Below are 15,558 nucleotides of genomic sequence, written 5' to 3'. Positions count from 1 at the left end.
GTGGCGCGGTGAGACGCCTCCAGAGGTGAGGAAGGCTTCGGGGATGTCGTCGCGTATCTCCCAGCGGATCCCGTAGGCGGCGGAACCGGTGCAGACGGGGGGAACCGGTGCAGGCGGCGGAACCGGTGCGGGTGGGGGCATCGGTGATCAGGTGATGTGTGCCGCCCGTCCTGCCCCGGTAGGCGGTGATTCATCCGGTCTTGGGGCCCCCTTTTTCGCGCCCGGATGTGGGAGCCGTCGACCTCCGCCCGGGAGAACTACAGGGCGTTCGCGCCGCGAAGCGTGGTGAGGAGGAACCCGCGCAGAAGGCCCCCACTTACGGGTGAGCTGGTCCGACATTCTCACCGCCTTGTTGCTTCTGCGGAACTGGAGGGTGCGCGTCGGTCGTGCCGCGTGCAGGACGGGACCTGTCACTGTGCCGACGGAGTACGTCCAACAGCGGTTGGCGGGGGTGGGGTCAGTTCGATCAGGAAGTCCTGGTCGGTGGCGCCGGAGCAGCGGCCCTGGACAACTTCTGCTCCGTCCTGGGTGTCTTGGTGGCGCAGGCTCAGACATCGGCCGGTGATGACCGGGCGGATGCGGAGGTGGGCGGTGGCAGGCGGGCCGAAGCGCTCGATGGGGAACTGCTGGGACATGCGCTGGGGCCGCCGCGCTGGCGGCAACCGCTGTGACGGCTGTGCTGGGTCCCGGCGGCACTGCCCACGCGAACTCCTCCTGGACGGCCCAGGCACGGCAGGCCGGTCTCACCGCTTCAGAGGCCACGGCCCGGCAGCTGTGACTGTGTGAAACACCCGGCAGGCGGCCACTTCGCAGCCTGGGAGCAGCCCGAGGCCTACGCCGCCGATGTACGCCGTGCAGTCAAGCTGGGCGACTGAGACGGAGCTTGCGCATGCTCCACCACTGCCAGGCCATGCGCCCGGAACCCCATGGCGTGGCAGCCGGCACCGTGAACGTTCGTGGTCGCGGTGCCGGCTCAACGCGATCGCGTGATCGACCGGACGGCTCCTAGGCTCCCAGCTGCTCCGCGGCGAGTGCGGTGCCTCCCACGCGGGCGCGGATCTTGGCGAAGGCCGTGTCGCGGGAGGTGGAGGTGTCGTCGGCGAACGGTGCGAAGCCGGCGTCGTCGCAAGTGCCCAGCTGGTCGACCGGGATGTGGCGGGCGGCTTGCAGGACGCGGTCGCGGACCTCCTCGACCGTCTCCACGCGAGGATCGATCGGGTCGGTCACTCCGACGAAGACGCGGATACCGGACCGCAGATGCTCGGCTACGGCGCGCAGGACACGGTCCGGGTCGGGCTCGCCGGCCAGTGCGAGGGAGAAATTCCCGGCGCTGAGCTGGAACAGGTGCGGCAGCAGTTCGGCGTAGTCGACGTCGAGGCTGTGGAAGGAGGCATGGTCGGCTCCGGGGCCGGTGTAGACGCCGATCCGGGTGCGCTCGGCGTCGGTGAAGCGGGACAGCACCTTGTTGTTCAGGGCGATGAAGTCGCGCAGCAGCTGACCGCTCGGGTCGACCTTGAGTGCCAGGCGGCCTTCCTCGAAGTCCAGTTGGACGACGTGCGCGCCTGCGTCCAGGCAGCCGCGGATGTCCGTCTCCGCCTCGCTCACCAGGTCGTCGAGGAACTGCTCGCGCGGGTAGCCGGCGATCCCGTCGGGCGGGTAGAGCAGGCTCAGGGCGGAGGGGGCGACGACGGCCTGCTTCACGGGGAGCGTCGTGTGCTGCTTCGCGGCCCGCAGGTACTCCTCCGCATGGATCTTGTAGCGGAAGGGTCCGGAGACCAGGCGGGGCAGCTGCCGGGTGTGGCCGTCGTCGAAGGGAATGACGACGCCGTCAGGGTCCAGGTCGGACAGCCCCTGGAGCGGATAGGTGAGGAAACTGGGCTTGGCCTGCTCGCCGTCGGTGACCACCGGCGACCCGGTGGCCTCCAGAGCCTCGACGGTCTCGCGGACGGCCTCTCTTCGACGCGAGGCCAGCTCGGTGTCGTTGATCCTCCCGGCCTGGAAGTCCGCGGTCGCAGCCTGCAGTGCGGGGGGACGGGGGATGCTGCCGATGAGTTCGGTGGGGATCACAGTGGCAGCCTAGGAAGAGTGGGGGCACGAGCCCCGCCCCGACACATGCGAGAGGGTCTCATCAGCCACTTTCGAGGTACAGAGCATCCCGGCGAGCGGGCCGCCCGGGAGTCGGGGGATCGCAGCGGTGCCTCCGTCCGGCGGGGCTCTCCCGCCTGCCCCTTGGTGGGGCTCGCCGCCTGAAGGACAGCACCGGGGCATCGGCGACTTCCGTTGTCCGGCAGCCGGCACCGACTCCGTGAGTGCCGCGGACCGGCCGCCGACGCGGACACCGCACACCTCGCACCGGTCTCACCAGGTGCCCCGGGATGGAGTGGTGAACATCGGGTGGTCTGCGTCGAGGGCTCTGTGGCCGACGGTCGGGCCGTGGCGCGGGGCTGCCGCACGGTGGTTCAGGCCCTACCGCCACCGGGTGCCGGAGGCCGGCTCCGCCTGGCCGCCCCGACCGAGGCCGTACTGCGCATCGTCCGGATCGCCGGGGCCGACGTCATCGACTGCCGCGGCAACCTCCGACACGCACTCACCGACGGAAGCCGCCCGGTGGGGAAGTCCTCCGCCGGGCGGGGCACGTCTGCGGCTGGCGGCGGCTCTGAGCGGTGCCTGTGGCCCTCTTGCAATCCCAGCGGTCACGGTGGCGTGGCTGCCTGCTCCGGCAGATCGCCGTGGCGTGGACGTGTGGGGGAAGCGGCCGGACGGCGCCGGCTACGACGCTCCGCACATGGCCAGTGCGGTTCGCGCCAGCCCGCGCAGCCAGGCGTGGGCGTGGTCGGTGTCGTAGCGCTGATGCCACGACAGGTATACCGGTGCCGACGGCAGTTCGAGCGGGAGGGGGAGCACGACCAGGCCGAGGTCGGTGACCGCTGACCGCGTGGTGGCTTCGGGGACGCTGATCAGGAGATCGGAGCCGCGCGCGAACTCCAGCGCGGCCGCTTCGGTGGGCGCGGTCGCCACCACGCGGCGGGTGAGGCCGAGCCGCGCGAGGGCGTCGTCGAGGGCATTGCCGAGGTTTCCCCGTCGCGAGACGGTGACGTGCTCAGCGGCGGCGTACCGCTCTGCGGTGACGGTCCTGACGCGAGTGAGGGGGTGCCCCTGCCTCACGACGATGACAAGGCGGGTCTCGCCCACGTTCTCGGCACGGATGTCCGGTGCGGTCGGGCGGTTGGCGTTCGCCTCCAGGTCGACCTCGCCGCGCCGCAACTCGGGGGTGTCGACGCTCGATTCCGCAACGAAGCGCAATCGCACGCCCGGCGCCTGTTCGCGCACGGCCGCGAGCAGTGCGGGGCCGCTCAAGGCGACCAGGGAATCGTGCCAGCGGAGTGTGAAAGTGCGCTCCAACGTCGCCAGATCGAGTTCACGGCTCGGTGCCAGGACCCCCTGGACCTGATGCAGCAGCTCGTGCACCTGTTCCCGGACGGCGATCGCATACGGCGTCGGGGTCATCGTGCGGCCGGTGCGCACCAGGATCTGGTCCCCGGTCGTGCGCCGGATCCGTCCCAGACTCCGGCTCATCGCGGGGGCGGTGACGTGCAGGCGCGCCGCCGCCCCGGCCACGCTTCCCTCCTCCAGCAGCGCGTCGAGCGCGGCGAGCAGGTTCAAATCCAATTGCATGTGAGTAATCCTAGGCGTGCTTTACATGCATTTGAAGTTAATTAGAGTGCTGTATACCTTCGAGACGAGAGCGCAAGACGGAACACACAGCTTGGCCCGACCCGCCTCAACACCCCTCCTCACACAGGAGCACCCCCATGCCCGAAACGCTTCAGACCACTGACGTCGCCGCCTCCGACGCCGACCTGCTCGGCCAGACCGCGATCGCCGTGCGCGCGGCCGGTTCGGCGCTGCGCGAGCGCTTCGGCGAGGTGGTCCGCTACCAGGCCCGTGAAGAGCTGATGCGCGCGCTCGCCGCCAACGACGACACGGCCCTCGATATCCTGCGCCCCCGCCTCACACGCCTGCGCCCGGACGCCGGCTGGGTGGAGGACGAACTGGACGGCGGGGCGCTGCCGCCCGGCGAATGGTGGGTCGTGGATCCGGCCGAAGGCAACGTCAACCACCTGCACGCCCTGCCGGAGTGGGCGGTGACCGCCACCCTGGTGCGTGAGAACCAGCCGGTGCTCACCGCGGTCCACCTGCCGTTGACCGGCGAGACCTACACCGCGCTCACCGGCGCGGGCGCACACCTCGACGGCCGGCCGCTGCACGTCTCCCAGAGCGCGGACCTCGGCCTGAGCATCGTGGCCACCAGCCAGGCCCGGCCGGACGAGGACGAGAAGGTCGTGCGGCGCGTCGGCTCCTCGATCACCGCGATGCTCTTCGACGCGCTCGTCGTCCGCACCGCCGTGCCCGCGACCCTGCACCTGCTGAACGTGGCCGCCGGCCGGATCGACGCCTTCTGGCAGTTCGCCGGCGCCCGCGCGGACCTGCTGCCCGGGGCACTGCTCGTCACCGAGGCCGGCGGACAGATCTCCGACGCCGAGGGCCGCCCCTGGACCCCGCGGAGCGAGAGCTTCCTGGCCGCCGCGCCGGGCGTCCACGCCGAGGCCGTCGCCACGCTCTCCCGCTGACCGCGCACCACCGCACCACCACGACCTGCACGCACGGAAAGGACCAGATCATCATGACCACGATCGCCGTTCTCGGAAACGGCCGCGTCGGCGGCAACCTGGCCACGGCCCTCACCCGGGCAGGGCACGAGGTGACCGTGGCGGGCCGCGCACCGGGCGTCGCCGCCGACGCCGCCCGGACAGCCCGGATCGTCATCAACGCCACCCCCGGCGCCGGCTCGCTGGACCGGCTCGCCGCCCTGCGCGAGGAACTGCGCGACAAGATCCTCGTCGACGTCTCCAACGCCACCGTCGACGGACCGGACGGACTGCCCGCCGACCTGATCTACCCCGGCTCCAGCCTCGCCGAACAACTCCAGGAAGCGCTCCCCGAAACGCGCGTCGTCAAGACACTCAACACCATGCTCTTCCCGGTGATGACCGCGCCGGCCACGCTCACCCAGGCGCCCGACGCCTTCCTCTCCGGGGAGGACCCGCAGGCCAAGCAGACCGTCCGTGAACTGCTCATCGACCTCGGCTGGCGCAAGGAGTGGATCACTGATCTCGGCGGGATCCGGACCGCCCGCGCCACGGAGGCCGCGATACTGTTCGTACCGCACGTGATCCGGACCAGCGGATTCGCGCCCTTCGCGCTCTCGATCGCACGCTGATTCGCACACAGCGCCCCATACTCAGAACGGGGCCAGGGATTCTGCGCCGGACGGCGAACCATGGTCACCCTTGCGGCGGGACCTCGGTCGTACCGGGCCCCGGCCCGGAGGGACGCGTGTCGGTCTACGAGGGCACGGTGCTCACGCGGGGTTCGCCCACTCCTCGCGAAGCATGCCGAAGAGCACGCGGTCGAAGCGCTTCCCCTCCACCAGCACAGCCGACCGACGGCGGCCTTCCTCACGGAAGCCCAGCCTGGTGAAGGCGCGTACGGCACGCTCGTTGCCGCTCCAGGTGTCCAGCTCCAGCCGGCTCAGGCAGTACGCACCGAACAGGTGGTCCACGAGCAGCCGCAACGCGTCACTGCCGTGGCCGCAGCCCCAGAACTCCCGCTCGCCGATGGTGACTCCCAGTGTGGCCACTCCGGCGTAGGGGTCCAGGTCCCGGTAGTCGGCCATGCCTATCACCCTCCCGCCTGCCAGGTCCTCGACCGTGAACACGGCCGACTCCCGAGGGCTCAGTCGCAGCATGGTGTCGAAGCCGAGCCCGATCGCCTCCGCCGTGACCGGGCCGAAGCAAGGGTCGCCGCCTGCGGCCCAGCGCACCACCTCCGGGTCATTGCGCCACCGGACATGGTGCTGGGCGTCTTCGGAGCGCAGCGCGCGCAGCCTTACCAACTTTCCTTCGAGCATCGGGCAACCCTATCGATCACGGAACCGCTCAAGGCCGGCGATTCCTTGCGGGGATGTCCTCGGCACCGCTGCGTCAAGGGGGCCGGGCGGTCGCACTGCCCCCTTGGCATTGATCATCCAGGCTCAGCGCACGCTCACGGTCTACGGCTGGAACGCCAGGTCGCGCTGGTACCAGGTGCCGGCCTTACCGCCGAGGTCCACGGGGTCGGCCGGGCCGACCGGAACGAACCCGGCTTTGGCGAGCACCCGCTGGGATGCGGCATTGTCGTGGGAGGTGGCCGCCCGCAGTGTGCGCAGCCCGTGCCGCGTCGCCGCCAGCCGGCACAGCTCCCGGACGGTCGCGGTCGCCACACCGCGGCCGGCGACATGCTGCGCGACCCTGTAGCCGAGCTCAGCGGTGCCGTCCTCGAAGTCGTACAGGTTGAACCGGCCCAGGACCGAGCCGTCGTCGGCGACGAGCACGTAGAAGGCGCTGATGCCCGCCTCCTGTTCAGCCAGCAAGGCGCTGTACCGGGCGGCGAACTGGTCGAAGAACGCGTCACCGCGGTCGGAGATCGAGGCAGCGAAGTAGGCGCGGTTCGCCAGCTCGAAGGCCAGGACCGCGGGGGCATCGTCGGCATGCAGCCGTTTCAGCTCAGGCACTGCCCGACTGTACCCGGGTGGTGTGCTCAGGCCACCCGGGTTTCCCCCCGGCGGACGGGCACATAACGAGTGCGGGACGTGCCCGCGGCGGCTCCCCGGGCGGCGCCTCAGGGGCGGGGGGTCAGCACCTCCAGGGCGCCGGTGTGGGTGTCGTAGCTGCGCAGGGTGGTGAGCCGGGCCGACAGCGGCGGCGCCGGAAGCAGCTCGGGGATCCGCCGGTCGGTGAAGGCACCGGATCGCCGGGTCCTGCCGAGGGTGATGTGCGGGCTCCAGTGCCCCGGCTGGTGGAAGGGACTGAGTGTCTCGGGCGGGCTGTCCGAGGCCACCGCCTCCCACACCCGGTGGTGCAGGCCGGCCAGCGCGGGGTCGAGGTCCAGCGCCCACGCCAGCACCGAGGTGGGCCGCTCGAAGCGGACCACGCCGGTGAACCGCACCGCCAGTGGTAGGGCGGCGGCCACCTGGGCGAGCTCCCAGCGGATCGGGGCGGTCAGCTCCGGGCAGGCGGCCAGGGTGAGGTGCGGGCTGTTGGTCGGGGAGCGGTGACGCGCCTGACTGGGCAGCCCCGCCTGCGCGAGCCGCCGCCAGGCCTCCCGGACCGCCAGCTCTGCCGCCTCGTCCAACAGGAGCTCGACCGTGCGCATCCGCGCAGCCTACCGGCGATCAGTCGCGGCTTCGCCGCCGGCCGTACCGTCAGGCCGCGGCTCGGCCGGGGCCAGGGGACGGCGTGCGGGACTCGTCGCGTCACGGAGCGGCGGGGAGGGCTTCGGTGAGATTCCGGCCCTTCGTACGGGGTGCGCAGGAGACGGACGCGGGGGTGGGCTCGGCGTGCGGTGCCCTCTGAGTAGCCGTCCGGGCCGGGTGTCCGGTCCTGCGGATCGCCCTGTTTTCGTCTGCTTGACGATATCAAGTCTCTCCATTATCGTCTCGCTGACGAAATCAAGGGGGGTCCACCATGGCCGACATCACCCGGCGCTTCGGATGGCGCCATCTGCGCTCCGCGCCCACCGCCCACATCCGCCACCACAAGCGCGGCCGGCTCGCCCACGACGGCCGGGGGCTCAGCTTCTGGTACCGGTCGCTGTCGGCGGCACTCTCCGAAGTGCCGGTCGACGACCGGGAGCTGGCCATGGCGTTCCACGCCCGTACCGCCGACTTCCAGGACGTCACCGTGCAGGCCACCGTCACCTACCGGATCAGCGACCCGGCCGAGGCGGCGAACCGGATCGACTTCTCCGTGGACCCGGACAGCGGGAACTGGCGCGGCTCACCCCTGGAGCAGATCGCCACCCTCCTCACCGAGACCGCACAGCAGCACACACTGGACGTACTGGCCCGCACTCCGCTGGCCGTCGCCCTGGTGGACGGCGTCGCCTCCGTGCGGGAACGGGTCGCCGCCGGTCTCGCCGCCGAGCCCCGCCTCCCGGCCACCGGCATCGACGTGGTGGCCGTCCGCGTCGTCGCGATCCGGCCCGAGGCCGAGGTGGAGCGCGCCCTGCGCACCCCGGCCCGCGAGCAGATCCAGCAGGAGGCGGATCGGGCCACCTACGAGCGGCGGGCCGTCGCCGTCGAGCGCGAACGCGCCATCGCCGAGAACGAGCTCGCCAGCCAGATCGAACTGGCCCGGCGCGAGGAGCAGTTGGTCGAACAGCGCGGCACCAACACGCGTCGCGAGGCCGAGGAGAAGGCGGCGGCCGACAGCGTACGGACCGAGGCCGAGGCGGCCCGCAAGGTCCGCCTGGCCCGCGCGGACGCCGAGGCCGCACGCGCGACGGGCGCGGCGCGCGCCGAGGCCCAGGCCGCCTGGCTGCGGGTGCACGGCGAGGTCGACCCGGCCACGCTGCACGTCCTGGCGGCGACCCGGCTGGCGGAGAACCTGCCGCGGATCGAGAGCATCACCCTCTCCCCCGACGTGCTCACCGGGCTCCTGTCCAGACTCGGGCGCCCGGAAAGCCAGGCGGACGCGTGAGCCTGGCACCGCGGGCGGTGCTCGTGCACCGCCGGACCGAGTACGAGGAACTGCTCGCCCGGCACGGGACGCACGGACAGGCCGCGTTCTTCCTCTCCAGCCGCGGCCGCTCGATCGAGGAGGTGGCCCGCCGCCACGACGACACCCGGCAGGCGCTGCGGGACGTGGCGTCGGCGGTGCCGCTCACCTGGCGCAGCTCCCGGGTGGAGCGGGCGGACCTGGACCGCTTCCTGTTCGCCCCGGAGGACGTGGTGATCGTGGTCGGCCAGGACGGCCTGGTCGCCAACACCGCGAAGTATCTGTCCGGGCAGCCGGTAGTGGGCATCGACACCGACCCGGGGCGCAATCCGGGGGTGCTGGTCCGTCACCGCTGTGCCGACGCGGCCTCCTTGCTGCGGACCGCGATCGCCGCCGGGGACCGGGCGGAGGAGCTGACCATGGTCGAGGCCGTCGCCGACGACACCCAGCGCCTTCTCGCGCTGAACGAGATCTACCTGGGGCCGCCCGGCCACCAGACGGCCCGCTACCGTCTGGACGCCGACGGCGGAACCGACCCGGGGGAGGCCCAGGCGTCCTCCGGGGTGCTGGTCGGCACCGGCACGGGAGCCACCGGGTGGCTGCGTTCGCTGTGGCTGGAGCGCGGCAGCACGCTGCCGATGCCCGCGCCGCGCGACCCGCGGCTGCTGTGGTTCGTGCGTGAGGCCTGGCCCTCGCCCGCGACCGGGACATCGAGGGTCGCCGGTGAGCTGAGGCGGGGGCAGGTGCTGCGGCTGACCGTGGAGTCGGACCGGATGGTGGTCTTCGGGGACGGAATGGAGGCCGACACCCTGGAGCTGACCTGGGGCCAGAGCGTGCGGCTGGGCATCGCGGCGACGTCACTGCGCCTGGTGACGTGAACGCCCTGACCGCCCGGCCCCCGGAGGGGGGAAGCCTTCGCCGCGCGCGTGGACTTCCTACGACGACTCCCCCGCCCCGCCTTCGCCCTGTGGCGGTCCGGGGTGGCGCGGGCCTGGTCGGCCGCTGCAGGGTTTCAGCGGCCGTAGCCGGCCGATCCCTGGGGCCGCCCGACTTCCGTTCGGCCGGCCGGCTTTCCAGCAGAGACAGGCTTCAGGTCAGGACCAGCCAGCGGCGGCCGTCGATGAGCTCTCGTGCCGCATCGAGGTGGCCGGCATGGCACGCGGTCTCGGTGATGACGTGCAGCAGGACGTCGCGCAGGGTGTGCAGGTGCGGTTCGCCGAACAGGTCGTGGGGCCACCAGGCCGGAGCGGCGTCAGCGGGGACGGTGGTGAGGACGGCGTCGGCGAGCTCCGCCTCCTGCCGGTATCGGTCGAGCACGTCGCCGACCGGCACTTCCGGGGCCACGTGCCAGGCTTCGTCGCCGCTCGTCAGGCCGTGGATGATCTCTTCGTCACCGGCGACAACCGCGCGGAACCAGAACCGCTCGACGTCCAGCGCGAGGTGCTGGACCAGCCCCAGGCAATGCCATCCCGAGGGCAGCACGGGCCGTCGCAAAGCCTTTGCGTCGAGCCCGTCGAGAATGCCGAGAACGTGGCGCCGCTGCCCGTCCAAGACCCTGAGAAGCGCCCTGACCTCACTGCCCGGAGCCGTTTCGCTCGTATCTTCGGTCACGGCCACCAGGATCCCTCAATTCGTGTGGCCGGGCGGAGAGTTATCGGATACCCGGGCCACACACGGTCGGGAGGAGGGGCGGCGGAACCGTTGCAGCGGGCAGTTCCCGCCCAGCACCTGCGGCTCCAAGTCCTGGCGCCGGGTGGCGACTTGCCGTCCCTCCTCCAGCCATGGATCACGAAGCCGTACCGGGGTACCAGCGTGGTCGCGCACCTGCCCTGTGCACGGGGGCGGGCACGGCGACGCGGCGTCCCGCCAAACGCCGTACGTCGGCAAGGGCGTTCGTCGGCATGCCGGTCCGGCATCACGACGGATCACCCCGTACAGACCAGCCTCGAGAACGGTCGGATGCGCGCGAAGTGGTCCTCTGGCTCCCGGCGTCCGCCGCACTCTCGACGTCGCGGTTCTTCGGCGTCGAGGTGGCCGCCGCGAACGGCCCCTGAGCGGACTACCTTTACTGTCCCACACCCGACCGTATTGCTTCGCTGCCCAGAGGAATTCATGCACCGCACCGCCGTATCCACCACCCTCGTCGCCGTCTGCTGCCTCGGACTCCTCACCGCCTGCACCGACGACGGCACCAGGAGCCACCCGGCGCCGAGTGCGCATACGACGCTCAAACTGAGCCAGAGCGCCGACACCGCCGGTGCCGGAGGTGAGGGGACTCTGCGCATCACCCCCGACACCGTGCTCTACATCCGCAAGACGAGCACCGGCACCCCGGAGCACGGTCTGTACGCCATCGTCACCTTCAGCGCCGAGAACCGTTCCAAGAGCGCCGTCACGGCGACAACCAAGACCGGCGGCTTCCGCTGGAAGGCCGCCAACGGACACACCGTCAGCGCTGGAAACAGCAAGAGCGCGGCAAGGATCGCTCCCACAGGCTTCGCCGACGGCGGTCCGACCGTCCCGGCCGGCACCTTCAGCAGAAACACCGTCGCTTTCGACATCACCGACGCCGAAAAGGGCGGCACCCTGCTGTACGTCGACGGCAACGGTGACGACCGCCGATGGCAGATACCCTCCACCAGTTCGGGGCCTGTGGTCTCGGCGCTGAAGCGTGCACTCATCTGAGTGCCACCCGAGCAGAAGAGTGAACCCGACTCCCACAGCGTCTGCTGGATGAGCCGGCATCAGGGACGGTGGCCGCCCGCCGGGCACCCTCGACAAGGCCGTGGGGGGACCGTGACGACTCACCAGGGGATGTGGCTCTCCCGGGAATAGGAGATCATGAACCAGATGACCAGAGGGAGAAGGACCAGCAGGACGATGCCTGCCAGAACCTTCGCCCAAGCGGCGGTCTTCCCTCTTACTTCAGTCGGCACGACCAGGCCCCCCTGTGCACGATGCGGCAGGAGCCCGAGTGTAGGCGGTACTGCGCAGTGACAGCGGAGCAGCGGCCCCACCCCTGAGCGCGCGGAGCCGTGCAGGTCTGCGCAGGCGTACGCGGTCGACGGGGACGTCCTCGTCGACTTCCCGGGGGCGCCGCACGGGAGGACGCCGGATGCCGCGCGGACGTGGACATCGCCGTGCATGGTCCGCACCCGCGCACGGGCCCGCGGGTTCTTCTCGTCGGAGCATGTCAGCGCGTCGGCCCCGGGCAGGGGGGCGAATCCGTCATCCTGTCCGCAGCCGGTCCTGTCCGAATCCCGTGCGCCGGGGCCGTCGGGGACTGTTCGGCGCGGCTGTGCTGTCCCTACGGTGAGAAGGCACTCACTACGGGGGATCCCCAGGGGGCGCTCTCGTGTGCCGCCGATGCGGGCGGTGCCGGCACGGGCCGGTCCCCGGAAGGAGAACGGCTGCATGACACCTCCGCCTCGGGCCACGCACGGCACGCCCGCCCCGCTCCGGCCGCCCGCCGCCACCGTCGACTCGGCTCTGCTCGCCGAGGCGCGCCGGCTGGCCCCGGAAGCGGTCGCCCTGCGCCGGGCCCTGCACGGCACTCCTGAGCTGGGCCTTGACCTGCCCGACACCCAGCGCCTGATCCTGGACGCGCTCGACGGTCTCGGCCTGGAGATCCGTACGGGCCGCGCGCTGTCCTCCGTGACCGCGACCCTCGCCGGAGCGGGCGACGGTCCGACGATCCTGCTGCGCGCCGACATGGACGCGCTGCCGGTCACCGAGGACACCGGGCTGCCGTTCGCCTCGCGCACCCCGGGGTTGATGCACGCCTGCGGGCACGACGCGCACATGGCGATGCTGGTGGGCGCCGCGCGGCTGCTCGCCGGGCGGCGCGCTGCGCTCGCCGGGCGGGTGGTGTTCATGTTCCAGCCCGGCGAGGAAGGCGAGCACGGAGCCCGTCACATGATCGAGGAAGGGGTGCTGGAGGCGTCCGGGGCCCGGGCGGACGCCGCCTTCGCCCTGCACGTCCACCCGAACATTGCGGCCGGGGCGCTGCGGCTGCGGCCGGGACCGCAGATGGCGGCCTCCGACCGGTTCCGGGTCCTGGTCCGGGGGCGCGGCGGGCACGCCTCGGCGCCGCAGAGCACGTGCGATCCGGTGCCCGTGGCCTGCGAGATCGTGCTCGCGCTGCAGACAGCGGTCACCCGTGGGGTGGCCGCCGAGGAGAGCGCCGTCCTGAGCGTGACCCGGCTGACCGCGGGCACCGCCTCCGGAGTCATTCCGGACGACGCCGAACTGTCCGGCACCCTGCGCACACTGACCGAGCCGACCCGGCAGCGGCTGCACGCCGCGATCGACCGGGTGGCCCGGGGAGTGGCCGCCGCGCACGCGGCGACCGCGGAGGTGACCGTCACTCCCGGATACCCGGTCACCGTCAACGACGCCGCGTTCACCGACCTCGTCCTGCAGGCCGGGACCGACGTGCTGGGCGCCGAGGCGGTGGGCGTCCTGGCCGCTCCCCCGATGACGGCGGAGGACTTCTCCTATGTCCTGAGGGCCGTTCCCGGTGCGTTGGCCTTCCTCGGCGTGTGCCCACCGGACGTGGAGCCGGACGAGGCGCCGTCGTTGCACTCGTCCCGCATGGCCATCGACGAGGACGTGCTCGCCGCGGGGATCGCCTGCGAGGCCGCCGTGGCCTCGGCCTTCCTCGCCGGCCGCGGACCGGAGCCGGCCCGGTGACCACCACCGGGCCGCCCCTCCGGGGCGAGGTGGAGCGGGTCGAGGCCCCGTGGCCGGAGGCGAGCCGCCGGCCGGCCGGGGCCTCGACCGAATGACAGTGGCCGCCGCGCCGGTATCGCATGACGGAGGCCGTCAAGGTGGGCGACCGTCACCGGTGTGGGGTGCGGGATCGGGCCGCGGCGCGCTACAGCCTGCCGGCCGCGGGCGTGCCGCGGCTGTGGACGTGCCTCAACTCCCCTGCGCGGGAGGGAGGACGGTGGTGTGCGCGCCGATGCGGAGATCGTTCCCCACATGGCCGGGCGGCGCGTACTCGCCGAGCTGCGCCGGCGGGCCCGTGGCCCGCGAGGGATGCCTGTGCGCCGGCTCCCGCCGTCACCGGTGCCGGACAGACGCGAGGGCGCCGGCAGGGACGGGGGCCGGGAACCATGACCGGGGCCCGTGCAGGGGAGCGAGTGCCGGGCGACACGTTTGAGTGACATGGCGTTATCCCAACCAAGCGGCCAGGAAAGCCTTCGGTGTCTCTGGAAGCGCCCCTGATCAGGGGACCCTGCGGTCACTTGCGCATGCCATCGCCGGCCGCGAAGGAACAGAAGGGACCGCTATGCGGCGCATTCTCCACCCGCTCACCACCACTGCCCTGCTGGCCCTGCTCACTGCCGGTCTCGCGGCCCCGGCCCGAGCCGCCGACAGCGTCAGTCACGAAGACACCGCTTCCCCCTTTCCCACCACGGCGAAGGCCGCGAGCGACGCGGACTACACCGCCACAGACCTGGACACCGGAAGGACGCAGCGCGGCAGTGTCGCCCCCTCGGGGCCCGCCGGCACGCAGGCGCCCGCACAGATGGCCCTCCTCGTGTGCGCGCCCGGCAGATTTCCGACGGACCGGTCGTTCGAGATCACCTGCAACGGAGTCCGTTGGTTCGTCTTCGTCGACTGCACGGACGGATTCCGCTACACCTTCGGCCCGTTCAGCGGATCCCTCCGTGTCACTGCCACGTGTCCGCTCGGCACCCGCGCTACGGGCGGCGGCGCCTCCGGCACCTGACACCGCCGCGGCGATCCTCGCGGCCGCCGGGTCGGCCGGGGACCGGGGCGCTGTCCGGGGAGCGGCGTGACAGGGGGAGGACATCGACCCGGCCCGGTGCCCCACCTGGGCGGTGGGCCGGCGACGTGCCTTCCGCCTCGGCCGCCGGCACCGTGCGTCGACCGGCCCTGCCGGCGTGGCCGGGAGGCGGCGCGTGGGGTTCTGACGACCCGTGCATGCGCCATGCGTCTCCCCTGCCCCGAAGGCGCCGGAAGGCTGTGGCCCGTTACGCGGCCGGGGTGAGTTCGGCGCGGCCGAACAGCAGCGCGTAGCCGGTGGGGAGCTGGTGCAGGATGCGGGTGATGAGGTCGGGGCCGGCGTAGGCGGCCACGGCCGCGAAGACGGCTCCGGTGTCCCAGCGGGTGGTGGCCAGGGAGGCGCCGCAGCGGGCGGCGAGGTCCTTGACGAAGGCCCAGCCGGTCAGGGGTTGGGGGGCGGGAATCTGCGCGGTCAGGATGCGTGCGGCCTCGAGGGGAAGCCGGGCGGCAAGGTCGACGCGTTCGTCGCCGGTCAGCTGACGTCCCAGCCCCGACAGGGCCAGGCGGACGGCTTCCTCGGCCCTTTCCCGGGTGGGGTAGGCGCCCTCGTAGCGGACCTTCTCCAGCATCTGCTCGTACGCCGTTCCGTAGGAGTGCTGGAACGTCGAGCGCTGGTCGGACATCACTGGGTCGTTTTGCCTTTCTGTCGCCAGGGGTGGTGGTGGCGGTGTCGCCAGGGATGGTGGTGGCGGTGTGCGGGCACCGGGGTGCGGCAGGGTGGTCAGGTGGGCTGAGGGCGGCCGAAGAGCAGGTCGTAGCCGGCGGGGAGCTGGAGCAGGATCTGGCCCAGGAGGTCGTCGCCGGCGGTGTCGGCGACCGTGGACAGGACGGCGCTGACGTCCCAGGTCGCGGTCTGCTCGGTGGCGCCGTCGATCCAGGCCGCGGTCGCCCGCACGAACCGCTCGGGGGCCAGGGGCTCGGCGCTCTGCAGCGGGTTGAGCAGGATCAGGGCGAAGGCCTCCGGCAGGCGTGCCGCGAGCTGGGCGCGGACGTCGCCGACCAGGTGCGCGCCGAGCAGGGCGAGCACCACGCGGGCCGCGCGCTCGGCTTCCTCCGGGGTGTCGTACTCGCCGCGTTCCTTCACACGGTCGAGGAACGCTTCGCGTCGCAGAGTCATCTTGGCCGCACCCCCTTCCTCTTCGGACTG

General features: G+C 72.1%; 15 protein-coding genes. 7 read left to right on the top strand and 8 right to left on the bottom strand.

The window, feature by feature from the left end; translation table 11 throughout:
* Positions 1-1,005: 1,005 nt before the first annotated feature.
* Complete coding sequence (locus ACZ7KF_RS33845; RefSeq protein WP_471083843.1) at positions 1,006-2,067, bottom strand: uroporphyrinogen decarboxylase/cobalamine-independent methonine synthase family protein; 1,062 nt, start codon at positions 2,065-2,067, stop codon at positions 1,006-1,008.
* Between the two features lie 702 nt (positions 2,068-2,769).
* Entirely contained in the window at positions 2,770-3,675 is a 906-nt protein-coding gene (locus ACZ7KF_RS33840; protein ID WP_471083840.1) for a LysR family transcriptional regulator, read from the bottom strand.
* Positions 3,676-3,812: 137 nt separating this feature from the next.
* On the opposite strand from ACZ7KF_RS33840, the gene ACZ7KF_RS33835 reads away from it, so the two are divergent.
* Together ACZ7KF_RS33835 and ACZ7KF_RS33830 are read left to right on the top strand one after the other, a co-directional pair.
* The gene (locus ACZ7KF_RS33835) at positions 3,813-4,631 is read left to right on the top strand and encodes a 3'(2'),5'-bisphosphate nucleotidase CysQ (RefSeq protein WP_471083837.1); all 819 of its coding nucleotides are present in this window, start codon (positions 3,813-3,815) and stop codon (positions 4,629-4,631) included.
* Between the two features lie 53 nt (positions 4,632-4,684).
* Positions 4,685-5,281 carry an NADPH-dependent F420 reductase gene (locus ACZ7KF_RS33830; RefSeq protein WP_471083834.1) on the top strand — a complete coding sequence of 199 codons (597 nt, stop codon included), beginning with the start codon at positions 4,685-4,687 and terminating at the stop codon, positions 5,279-5,281.
* A gap of 141 nt (positions 5,282-5,422) precedes the next feature.
* On the opposite strand, the gene ACZ7KF_RS33825 is transcribed toward ACZ7KF_RS33830, so the two are convergent.
* From ACZ7KF_RS33825 to ACZ7KF_RS33815, 3 genes are all read right to left on the bottom strand, one after another.
* The gene (locus tag ACZ7KF_RS33825; protein WP_471083831.1) at positions 5,423-5,971 is read right to left on the bottom strand and encodes a GNAT family N-acetyltransferase; all 549 of its coding nucleotides are present in this window, start codon (positions 5,969-5,971) and stop codon (positions 5,423-5,425) included.
* Between the two features lie 141 nt (positions 5,972-6,112).
* Positions 6,113-6,613: a GNAT family N-acetyltransferase gene (locus tag ACZ7KF_RS33820; protein ID WP_471083828.1), complete on the bottom strand. Its 501-nt coding sequence runs from the start codon at positions 6,611-6,613 to the stop codon at positions 6,113-6,115.
* A gap of 107 nt (positions 6,614-6,720) precedes the next feature.
* On the bottom strand, positions 6,721-7,254 hold the full coding sequence (locus ACZ7KF_RS33815; protein ID WP_471083825.1) for a 2'-5' RNA ligase family protein: 534 nt from the start codon (positions 7,252-7,254) through the stop codon (positions 6,721-6,723).
* Between the two features lie 311 nt (positions 7,255-7,565).
* On the opposite strand from ACZ7KF_RS33815, the gene ACZ7KF_RS33810 reads away from it, so the two are divergent.
* Positions 7,566-8,579, top strand: coding sequence for an SPFH domain-containing protein (locus ACZ7KF_RS33810; protein ID WP_471083822.1), 1,014 nt, complete (start codon positions 7,566-7,568; stop codon positions 8,577-8,579).
* Entirely contained in the window at positions 8,576-9,475 is a 900-nt protein-coding gene (locus ACZ7KF_RS33805; RefSeq protein WP_471083819.1) for an NAD(+)/NADH kinase, read from the top strand. Before ACZ7KF_RS33810 ends, ACZ7KF_RS33805 begins: the two co-directional genes overlap by 4 nt.
* 211 nt (positions 9,476-9,686) lie before the next feature.
* On the opposite strand, the gene ACZ7KF_RS33800 is transcribed toward ACZ7KF_RS33805, so the two are convergent.
* Positions 9,687-10,214, bottom strand: a complete 528-nt coding sequence (locus ACZ7KF_RS33800) for a DinB family protein (protein WP_471083816.1) — start codon at positions 10,212-10,214, stop codon at positions 9,687-9,689.
* Between the two features lie 495 nt (positions 10,215-10,709).
* Between ACZ7KF_RS33800 and ACZ7KF_RS33795 the strand changes: the two genes are divergently transcribed.
* The 3 genes from ACZ7KF_RS33795 (at position 10,710) to ACZ7KF_RS33785 (ending at position 14,334) form a co-directional block, all read left to right on the top strand.
* Positions 10,710-11,282 carry a hypothetical protein gene (locus ACZ7KF_RS33795; protein WP_471083813.1) on the top strand — a complete coding sequence of 191 codons (573 nt, stop codon included), beginning with the start codon at positions 10,710-10,712 and terminating at the stop codon, positions 11,280-11,282.
* 729 nt (positions 11,283-12,011) lie between these two features.
* Entirely contained in the window at positions 12,012-13,289 is a 1,278-nt protein-coding gene (locus ACZ7KF_RS33790) for a M20 metallopeptidase family protein (protein ID WP_471083810.1), read from the top strand.
* Between the two features lie 601 nt (positions 13,290-13,890).
* Entirely contained in the window at positions 13,891-14,334 is a 444-nt protein-coding gene (locus tag ACZ7KF_RS33785; protein ID WP_471083807.1) for a hypothetical protein, read from the top strand.
* Positions 14,335-14,599: 265 nt separating this feature from the next.
* Here the strand turns inward: ACZ7KF_RS33785 and ACZ7KF_RS33780 are convergent, their stop codons facing one another.
* Together ACZ7KF_RS33780 and ACZ7KF_RS33775 are read right to left on the bottom strand one after the other, a co-directional pair.
* Positions 14,600-15,034 carry a DUF2267 domain-containing protein gene (locus tag ACZ7KF_RS33780; protein ID WP_471083804.1) on the bottom strand — a complete coding sequence of 145 codons (435 nt, stop codon included), beginning with the start codon at positions 15,032-15,034 and terminating at the stop codon, positions 14,600-14,602.
* A gap of 98 nt (positions 15,035-15,132) precedes the next feature.
* Positions 15,133-15,528: a DUF2267 domain-containing protein gene (locus tag ACZ7KF_RS33775; protein ID WP_471083801.1), complete on the bottom strand. Its 396-nt coding sequence runs from the start codon at positions 15,526-15,528 to the stop codon at positions 15,133-15,135.
* Between the last annotated feature and the right edge of the window lie 30 nt (positions 15,529-15,558).

This window comes from Streptomyces sp. NPDC038200, from assembly GCF_055600785.1.
Note: the sequence above shows the minus strand (reverse complement) of the source record. Positions and strands in the feature narration are given on the sequence as shown.

Bases quoted from the DNA above. Each gene is read 5' to 3' on its own strand.
- ACZ7KF_RS33840 (WP_471083840.1), bottom strand. From the start codon at position 3,675: ATGCAATTGGATTTGAACCTGCTCGCCGCGCTCGACGCGCTGCTGGAG.
- ACZ7KF_RS33835 (WP_471083837.1), top strand. From the start codon at position 3,813: ATGCCCGAAACGCTTCAGACCACTGACGTCGCCGCCTCCGACGCCGAC.
- ACZ7KF_RS33830 (WP_471083834.1), top strand. From the start codon at position 4,685: ATGACCACGATCGCCGTTCTCGGAAACGGCCGCGTCGGCGGCAACCTG.
- ACZ7KF_RS33825 (WP_471083831.1), bottom strand. From the start codon at position 5,971: ATGCTCGAAGGAAAGTTGGTAAGGCTGCGCGCGCTGCGCTCCGAAGAC.
- ACZ7KF_RS33815 (WP_471083825.1), bottom strand. From the start codon at position 7,254: ATGCGCACGGTCGAGCTCCTGTTGGACGAGGCGGCAGAGCTGGCGGTC.
- ACZ7KF_RS33810 (WP_471083822.1), top strand. From the start codon at position 7,566: ATGGCCGACATCACCCGGCGCTTCGGATGGCGCCATCTGCGCTCCGCG.
- ACZ7KF_RS33795 (WP_471083813.1), top strand. From the start codon at position 10,710: ATGCACCGCACCGCCGTATCCACCACCCTCGTCGCCGTCTGCTGCCTC.
- ACZ7KF_RS33790 (WP_471083810.1), top strand. From the start codon at position 12,012: ATGACACCTCCGCCTCGGGCCACGCACGGCACGCCCGCCCCGCTCCGG.
- ACZ7KF_RS33785 (WP_471083807.1), top strand. From the start codon at position 13,891: ATGCGGCGCATTCTCCACCCGCTCACCACCACTGCCCTGCTGGCCCTG.
- ACZ7KF_RS33780 (WP_471083804.1), bottom strand. From the start codon at position 15,034: ATGTCCGACCAGCGCTCGACGTTCCAGCACTCCTACGGAACGGCGTAC.
- ACZ7KF_RS33775 (WP_471083801.1), bottom strand. From the start codon at position 15,528: ATGACTCTGCGACGCGAAGCGTTCCTCGACCGTGTGAAGGAACGCGGC.